8 protein-coding genes and 1 pseudogene are annotated in these 7,635 nt (G+C 58.5%); 4 read left to right on the top strand and 5 right to left on the bottom strand.

Going from position 1 to position 7,635, the window contains the following annotated elements:
* Window positions 1-153 precede the first annotated feature (153 nt).
* Window positions 154-1,080, bottom strand: a complete 927-nt coding sequence (gene tal / locus ACRESD_RS00200) for a transaldolase (RefSeq protein WP_431749088.1) — start codon at window positions 1,078-1,080, stop codon at window positions 154-156.
* A gap of 403 nt (window positions 1,081-1,483) precedes the next feature.
* Between tal and ACRESD_RS00195 the strand changes: the two genes are divergently transcribed.
* Window positions 1,484-2,233 carry a hypothetical protein gene (locus tag ACRESD_RS00195; RefSeq protein ID WP_431749087.1) on the top strand — a complete coding sequence of 250 codons (750 nt, stop codon included), beginning with the start codon at window positions 1,484-1,486 and terminating at the stop codon, window positions 2,231-2,233.
* Window positions 2,234-2,344: 111 nt separating this feature from the next.
* On the opposite strand, the gene dusA is transcribed toward ACRESD_RS00195, so the two are convergent.
* Window positions 2,345-3,340, bottom strand: a complete 996-nt coding sequence (dusA, locus tag ACRESD_RS00190) for a tRNA dihydrouridine(20/20a) synthase DusA (RefSeq protein WP_431749086.1) — start codon at window positions 3,338-3,340, stop codon at window positions 2,345-2,347.
* 64 nt (window positions 3,341-3,404) lie between these two features.
* Here dusA and ACRESD_RS00185 point away from each other — a divergent pair.
* Window positions 3,405-3,596: pseudogene (locus ACRESD_RS00185) on the top strand (DUF6124 family protein); the annotation flags it as partial.
* Between the two features lie 191 nt (window positions 3,597-3,787).
* On the top strand, window positions 3,788-4,009 hold the full coding sequence (locus ACRESD_RS00180) for a hypothetical protein (protein ID WP_069075489.1): 222 nt from the start codon (window positions 3,788-3,790) through the stop codon (window positions 4,007-4,009).
* 107 nt (window positions 4,010-4,116) lie between these two features.
* On the opposite strand, the gene ACRESD_RS00175 is transcribed toward ACRESD_RS00180, so the two are convergent.
* The 3 genes from ACRESD_RS00175 to ACRESD_RS00165 form a co-directional block, all read right to left on the bottom strand.
* Window positions 4,117-5,304 carry an MFS transporter gene (locus ACRESD_RS00175; RefSeq protein WP_431749085.1) on the bottom strand — a complete coding sequence of 396 codons (1,188 nt, stop codon included), beginning with the start codon at window positions 5,302-5,304 and terminating at the stop codon, window positions 4,117-4,119.
* Window positions 5,305-5,422: 118 nt separating this feature from the next.
* Window positions 5,423-6,313 carry an alpha/beta fold hydrolase gene (locus ACRESD_RS00170; RefSeq protein WP_431749084.1) on the bottom strand — a complete coding sequence of 297 codons (891 nt, stop codon included), beginning with the start codon at window positions 6,311-6,313 and terminating at the stop codon, window positions 5,423-5,425.
* Window positions 6,310-7,386, bottom strand: coding sequence for a sugar phosphate isomerase/epimerase family protein (locus ACRESD_RS00165; RefSeq protein WP_431749083.1), 1,077 nt, complete (start codon window positions 7,384-7,386; stop codon window positions 6,310-6,312). The genes ACRESD_RS00170 and ACRESD_RS00165 overlap by 4 nt, the downstream gene beginning before the upstream one ends.
* Before the next feature lie 109 nt (window positions 7,387-7,495).
* On the opposite strand from ACRESD_RS00165, the gene ACRESD_RS00160 reads away from it, so the two are divergent.
* On the top strand, window positions 7,496-7,635 hold a 140-nt coding region (locus tag ACRESD_RS00160; protein WP_431749089.1), incomplete at its 3' end, for a helix-turn-helix domain-containing protein.

The raw sequence follows: 7,635 nt of genomic DNA, 5'->3' as shown, positions 1-7,635 counted from the left end.
CGATGACAGTGTGTCAGTCAGCATATGTATAGCTGACCCGCCGCGATCGGGGGCAAGCCCCCTCCCACAGTTGACCGTAGTTGGCTTGGGATTGGGTGCACAAAAAAAGGGCGGTACCCGCGAAGGGTACCGCCCTTTTTGCCGCCGCCGCTTTTACAGCTTGGCAGTCAACAACGCCTCCAGCTTCTCCTGGTCCCGAGCAAACTGACGAATCCCTTCTGCCAGCTTCTCAGTTGCCATCGCATCCTCGTTGGACGCCCAGCGGAACGCCTTTTCGTCCATATGAATACGCGCCTCACCGGCATGACCTGGCGCCAACTTGCGCTCCAGCTTGCCTTCATCCGCCGCCAGCTTCTCCAGCAGGTCCGGGCTGATGGTCAGGCGATCACACCCAGCCAGCTCTTCAATCTGGCTCAGGTTACGGAAGCTCGCACCCATCACTACGGTCTTGTAGCCATTGGCCTTGTAGTAGTTGTAGATGCGCGTCACCGACTGCACGCCCGGATCATCAGCGCCGGTGTAGTCGTTGCCGTTGGCCTTCTTGTACCAGTCGTAGATACGGCCCACGAACGGCGAAATCAGGAATACGCCAGCCTCTGCGCAAGCCACAGCCTGGGCGAAAGAGAACAGCAGGGTCAGGTTGGTCTGGATGCCTTCTTTTTCCAGCTTCTCCGCCGCACGGATGCCTTCCCAGGTGGAAGCGATCTTGATCAGCACGCGGTCACGGCCAACGCCGGCCTTGTCGTACAGGTCGATCAGACGGTGCGCACGCTTGAGAATGGCGGCTTCGTCGAACGATAGGCGGGCATCCACTTCAGTGGAAATTCGGCCTGGCACCACTTTAAGAATCTCTTGACCCACCGCTACCGCAAAACGGTCGCTGGCCAGGCCTACATCGCCGTTGCAGTCCTTCACGGCCTCATCCAGCAGATTGGCATAAGCCGGAATCGACGCAGCCTTGAGCAGCAGGGAAGGGTTGGTGGTGGCGTCTTGTGGCTTGAGCTTGGCGAGTGCCGAAAAATCGCCGGTATCGGCAACGACAGTGGTGAATTGCTTGAGTTGTTCCAGCTTGGAAGTCATGGGCGTGCTCTGTCCTGTGGGTCTGATGACATTACCCGAGCACCGGCAGGCGCTCAAGGGCGCAAACGCGTTCGAGCGTTTGCGAGGGCAATAACCTGAAAACAGCCGTTTGAATGACCGGCTGTGCTGCTAAATAGGAGGGCAAAATCGGGGGTAGGTTCATTCTGGGTGGACGTACCCCGAATCGCCGTCTTTATATATCAACTTCCCTATTTTGAAGTTGTGAAAACTTTATTTTATTTAAGTTTGCTTGTTGCTGTTTCTGTCTGTGCTATACCTGATTCGCAGACGCTAAATATGCCGATAAAAACTCTGAGGACTTAACGGTTCGCGGCGAAGTGCGTGTGTGCCTTCCCATTAATAATCTGCTTGTCCGCTAGTGAAAAAGCAAAGGAGAGATATGATGAAACGGAATATATCAACGCTAGTCGCTGCCATGGGTTTTATATGTTCAACGGCGGTATTTGCCGATGTAACAGTGCAGCAGGCCCTCACCGCCGGTTGCTACGATAACCAGGAAATGCAGCAGATCATTGCCACCGCCAAAGCTGGCAAACCGATAGGAAGTCGCACCCTCGAGAAGGAAAATGAACTGACCTCAACCTACGGAGGGAAGATCACCGATTCCAGAGTGACGGCGCCTGCCACTTGGGTGTATCGCGCGTATGAAAACGCAGACACCAACAATTGGCATGTCCAGAAGCTGAAGGCGGGCGTGATCTATGCCAAGGCCCAGAACGACCTGGACAAATACATTAAAAAAGGTGGCACGCCCGAAAAGTACTGGGCCATCGATGGGCCCGACCTGCACCAGGCGGGTTTCTCCACTGCCACTTACACGACAATGCGACTACTCGCGTTACAGTCCAGCGACACTCCGCAAAGCCAATTTGTAAGTTTTGCACTGGACTACGCTACCACTGGAACCTTTGGAGAGGCGGTGTATGCACTTCAGGTGAACCCGAATTCACCCATTCTAGGGCTGGTTAACTGCAAGACTGCCGGTGGCGAAGTTCAAGTTCAAATTCTTGGTGGCACCACATTCGACACGCTTTACCGAAAACTTAGAACGGAGAGTGTTTGGAAGCGATATGACCGCAAGACAGACGCATGGGTAACTGTACCCAATGGAACAGTGCCGGAAAAATTGTAAAACCGCAGCAAGGGCCGGCAGCCAATGCCGTGCCCTTGCACTTGATAAAAATGTAGGAGGGGGCTTGCTCCCGATAGCGATAGACCCGTCACCCAACCCGCCAATTGACACTCACCGCCCTTCCAACAGCCCCGCAGCCTGATCCAACAACGCCAACGGGTCAGCAGCCTTATGAATATCCACCGACAACAGCTGCCGAAACTTGCGCGCACCAGGGAACCCCGTCCCCAGCCCCAACACATGCCGCGTAATATGATGCATCGTCCCGCCACTGGCTAAATGCTCAGCAATATAAGGCCGCAACTGCGCCAGCGCCTCCGCCCGACTGATCACGGGTCGGGTACTGCCAAACAACTGCTGATCAACCTCCGCCAGCAAATACGGGTTGTGATAAGCCTCTCGCCCCAACATCACCCCATCAAACGTCTGCAAATGCTCATGGCACTGCTCCAGCGTCTTGATCCCACCGTTGAGCACAATCTCCAACTCAGGAAAGTCCCGCTTCAACTGCGCCGCCACGTCATAGCGCAACGGCGGAATATCGCGGTTCTCCTTGGGCGACAACCCCTCCAGAATCGCAATCCGCGCATGCACTGTAAAACTGGTACACCCCGCATCCTTCACGGTGCCGACGAAATCACACAACTCGGCATAACTATCGCGCCCATTGATCCCGATGCGATGCTTCACCGTCACCGGAATCGAAACCGCATCGCGCATCGCCTTCACACAATCCGCCACCAACGTCGGGTGAGCCATCAGGATCGCGCCGATCATGTTGTTTTGAACGCGGTCACTGGGGCAGCCGACGTTCAGGTTCACTTCGTCATAACCAGCCGCCTCGGCCATGCGCGCGCAGGCGGCCAGGTCGGCAGGCACACTGCCGCCCAATTGGAGAGCTAGAGGGTGCTCGGCTTCGTTGTGGCGCAAGAAGCGCTCGTGATCGCCATGCAGGATCGCGCCAGTGGTGACCATCTCGGTGTAGAGCAGGGCGTGTTTGGAGAGCAGGCGCAGGAAGAACCGGCAGTGGCGGTCGGTCCAATCCATCATGGGGGCGACGGAAAAGCGGCGGGAGAGTACTTGCGGTGGAGCTATGACTGAGGGCATTGGGATCTGAGACGGAGAATGCGAGGGGTGGCAGTTTATCAGGAATGGTTAAGAGGGGGCTGCCGCCGACAACCCGCCTGAGAATCTATTCCTCGTCAACCCCAACATCGACACCCTCCTAGCTAACGCTTTCGAAAACCTGGAGTCCGCCAACCAAATGGCCGCTACGCTAGCGTTCGATCTCGAAGACCCCCACTGCACCATCGTCCTGGACATCCAACAACTTATTGCCCTGAGCGCGTTACTTGTCGACTGAGCCCAGGAGCAGGCTGCCCCTGCGGCCAGCAAAGCCAATGCCTGACAACCCGTCTCGCCGCCTTACCCCAAGGCGGCAACCTGAACCCATCCTGTCACCCCGCAAAGTTTCATCATTCCCGGCACCTTTGAGGTCTACGATCCTCATCAAGAGAGGACCTCCGTGCCTCCAGTCCATAGGGAACTGAAAACATGATCTCGAATCTCGTCAAAGTCGTGATGATTGCTGGCACGTTGCTGTTGGGCGCTTGTTCGTCGGGTTCGTCGGGCGTGAGCAGTGACCCTTGTTTTTCCGGGGGATGCCAGGCGTTTGGTGACCATAGCCCGAGCAAGGCAGCCAAGATGAATTTTGGCGGCAGTGGGCTGGGGAGTAGTTATGGAGAGTATGGTTCGGGGTTGTTGCATGATGATTGATGGGGAGTGGGGCAGTCATTTATTGATTGACTGGCCCACCGCTATCGCGGGCAAGCCCGCTCCCACATTAGTGCTTTCACATTGGGGTTGTGGCGGCCTGAGAAATGTCAGTGGCCGCCTTTCATGCGGCGGGCGATGAGGTAGATGCCCAGGCCGACCAGTGCTGTCGCTGCGCCGATGTAGCCGGTACTCGTCCAGCCATACCCGGCGGTAATCGCCATCCCGCCAAACCATGGCCCCAGTGCGTTCGCCAGGTTGAATGCCGCATGGTTGGACGCTGCCGCCAAGCTCGGTGCTTCATGGGCGATGTCCATCAGGCGGATCTGCAGCGGTGCCGCCAGCGCCACCATGGTGCCGACCAAGCCCATGCTCAGCAGCACGCCCCACAGCGACGACGCCGCGAAGGGGAAGAACAGCAGCACCGCCATCGACCACACTAGTATCAAGCCCACCGCCCGGAACTGCATGCGATCAAACAGCTTGCCGCCCGCGATGTTACCGATGATGCCGCCCACACCAAACGCCGCCAGGCCAAACGGAATCCACTGTGGCGACACTTTGGTCACTTCCAGCATGGTTGGTGCCAGGTAGCTGAACACGCAAAACATCCCGGCAAAACCAATCGCGCCGATGGACAGCGCCATCCACACCTGGGGTTTGGTGAACGCGCGCATCTCCTTGCGTGGGTCGCTGCGTTGTTCGTCGCGGCGATGGGGCACGAATTGCCAGACCAGGAAGAGGGTGCACAGGGCAATCACGCTGACCAGCGCAAACGCCGAGCGCCAGCCCAGGTGCTGGCCGAGGAAGGTGGCGATGGGGTTGCCGAGCAACATGGCCAGGGTCAGGCCCATCATCACGCGCGCCACGGCGCCGGCGCGTTTGTCGTTGGGCACCATGCTGGAGGCGACCACCGCTGCAATCCCGAAGTAGGCGCCGTGGGGCAAGCCACTGATGAAGCGGAAGGCCACCAGCGAGCCGAAGGTCGGGGTAAAGGCGGTGGCGAGGTTGCCCAAGGCATACAGGCCCATCAGCAACAGCAGCATGTGCTTGCGCAGCAACTTGGCGCCGAGGATAGCCAGCAGCGGGGCGCCGACCATTACACCCAAGGCATAGGCGCTGATGGCGTGGCCGACCTGGGGTTCGCTTAGGTTCAGGTTCTGCGCGATGTCGGGCATCAAGCCCATGATGGCGAATTCGCCGGTGCCGATCGCGAAAGCGCCCACGGCCATGGCAGCTTCCATTTTGGCGGCGCTGCGCGCGGGCAGCACGTGCCCGGGTGTTTGCTGGATAGTCATGGGTAACTCTAGTTAGGATGGATCGCACGAAGGAGAGTCGCCGATGCTACGCAAGCAGCGGCGAGGGTGTCTAGAACAGCCTTTTGCGCGAGAGTTTCACTCAAGCGCCCCTAACCGTTCACGGCGCTGGGTTCTCCATCAGAAAATCGAGCAAATGCCGGCAAAACGCTTCCGGCGCCTCTTCCATCACAAAATGCCCGCAGTCCTTGATGATCGCCCCGCGTAGATCCACCGCGCGCGCCTCTAGCGTCACCAGCGGGGCATCGTTGGTGGCGTGCTCGGCGCCGATGGCCAGTACCGGCATCTGCAATTGGCGGGTTGCCCGGCCATGGTTTTGCCGGATGGTTTCGGGGATCGCACGGTAGTAGTCAAACCCTGCGCGCAGGCCGCCCGGGGATGAGTAGGCACGAATGTAGACCTCAGAGGCAACGGCGTCGCGGTGGAAGGCCCAGCGATCAAACATGAAGTTCAAGTAGGTTTCTTCGCGCCCGGTGATCAGCGCCTCGGGCAGGTCCTGGACTTGATTGAACAGAAAGTGCCAGAGAAAGATGTTCTGTTCCGGTGCGACGAATATGGGCGGTGGTGGTGCAAGGCCGGGGATTACGGCTTCGGTCAGGGTGAGTGTGCGCACAGCCTGTGGCTGGTCACTCGCCAGCGCGTAGCCCACCCACATTCCTACATCGTGCCCGACGAGGTGATAACGCGTGATATCAAGCGCCTGCAAGGCTCGGTGCAGTACGTCGGCAATATTGCCTGTGTCATAACCGTGTTCCGGTCGGTCCGAGTTACCGAGCCCTGGCGGATCGACAGCAATGGCCTGGTAACCCTGGGCAGCCAAGGCGGACATGACGTGCCGGAAGGCATACCAGGTTTGTGGCCAGCCCGGTATCAGCAACACCGGTTCGCCACTGCCCGCCATCACGCAGTGAAGCTTTTTGCCATCAACTCTTACGTAATGGTGGGTGAAGGTGTCGTCGGTGCTCAGAGATGTAGCCGTCGCTGCGTTCATGGGCGTGCCTCAAGCGGTTGAGTAAGGCCGAGCATGGTCTGGATCTGTTGTAGCTCGACCGGTGCGCCGGCGAAGTCGTCGAAGATGCGGTCGGTGACACCGATAATGTGGCGGTTGATGAAGTCCACGCCTTCGCGCGCGCCGTCTTCCTGGTTTTTCAGGCAGCACTCCCACTCCAGCGTGGCCCAGCCGGGGTAATCATATTGGGCCAGTTTGGAGAAGATGCCTTTGAAGTCTACCTGGCCATCCCCAAGCGAGCGGAAGCGTCCGGCGCGGTCGGCCCAGGCGCTATAACCGCCGTAGATGCCTTGGCGGCCGGTGGGGTTGAACTCGGCATCCTTGACGTGAAACATGCGGATGAATGACTGGTAAATGTCCAGGTAACTCAGGTAGTCCAGCTGTTGCAGGACAAAATGGCTGGGGTCGAACAGTATCCGGCAGCGCGTATGCTGGCCGACGCGCTCGTAGAAGCGCTCGAAGCTGGTGCCGTCGTGCAAATCTTCGCTGGGGTGGACTTCGTAGCAGATGTTTACGCCGTGCTGCTCGCCCAGGTCCAGAAGCGGTCGCCAACGTCGGGCTAATTCCTCAAACGCGGCATCAATCAGCCCTTCCGGGCGTTGGGGGAAGGGGAATAAATAGGGCCAGGCGAGTGAGCCGGAAAACGTGCCCAGGTCTTCAAGTCCCAGCCGTTGCGAGGCAATGATGCTCATGTGCATGCGTTCAATCGCCCATTGCGTGCGCGCCTGGGGATTGCCCCGTAGAGGCGCCGGGATGGAGGCGTCCCACATGGCGTCGTAGGCAGGATGCACGGCGACCAGTTGGCCGAAGATGTGGCTGGTCAGTTCGCTGATCTGCAAGCCGTGGCTGGCGAGTGTGCCTTTGATGTCATCGCAGTAGCTCTGGCTGCGGGCTGCCCGTTCGACGTCGAAGAAGCGGTTGTCCCAGGCAGGAATTTGCAGGGCCTTGAATCCTTTGGCCTTGGCCCACCGAGCGACGGCATCCAGGCTATTGAAAGGTGGTTCGCTGTGGCTGAATTGTGCCAGGTGCAGGCTGGGGCCTCTAAGCGTACGCATCGAAATCATCCTATTGTTTGTCGATCGGCAAAGAATAGGTCGGCAGGTTTGTCAGCGTCAACTCGATATGCGTTAAAGTGATGGAATTACACCACTAGGTAAGCGAGCAATGGCCGGACGTCCGCGCGAATTTGATAGGGAAGCCGCACTGGAGCGTGCCATGCGACTGTTCTGGGAGCAGGGTTATGAAGGCACCAGCATGTCTGCGCTGGTCGACGCTTTAGGCATCGCCTCGGCGAGGATCTATGC

Source organism: Pseudomonas sp. (genome assembly GCF_050739995.1).
Lineage (GTDB): Bacteria > Pseudomonadota > Gammaproteobacteria > Pseudomonadales > Pseudomonadaceae > Aquipseudomonas.
This window is presented reverse-complemented; position numbering and strand designations above follow the sequence as displayed.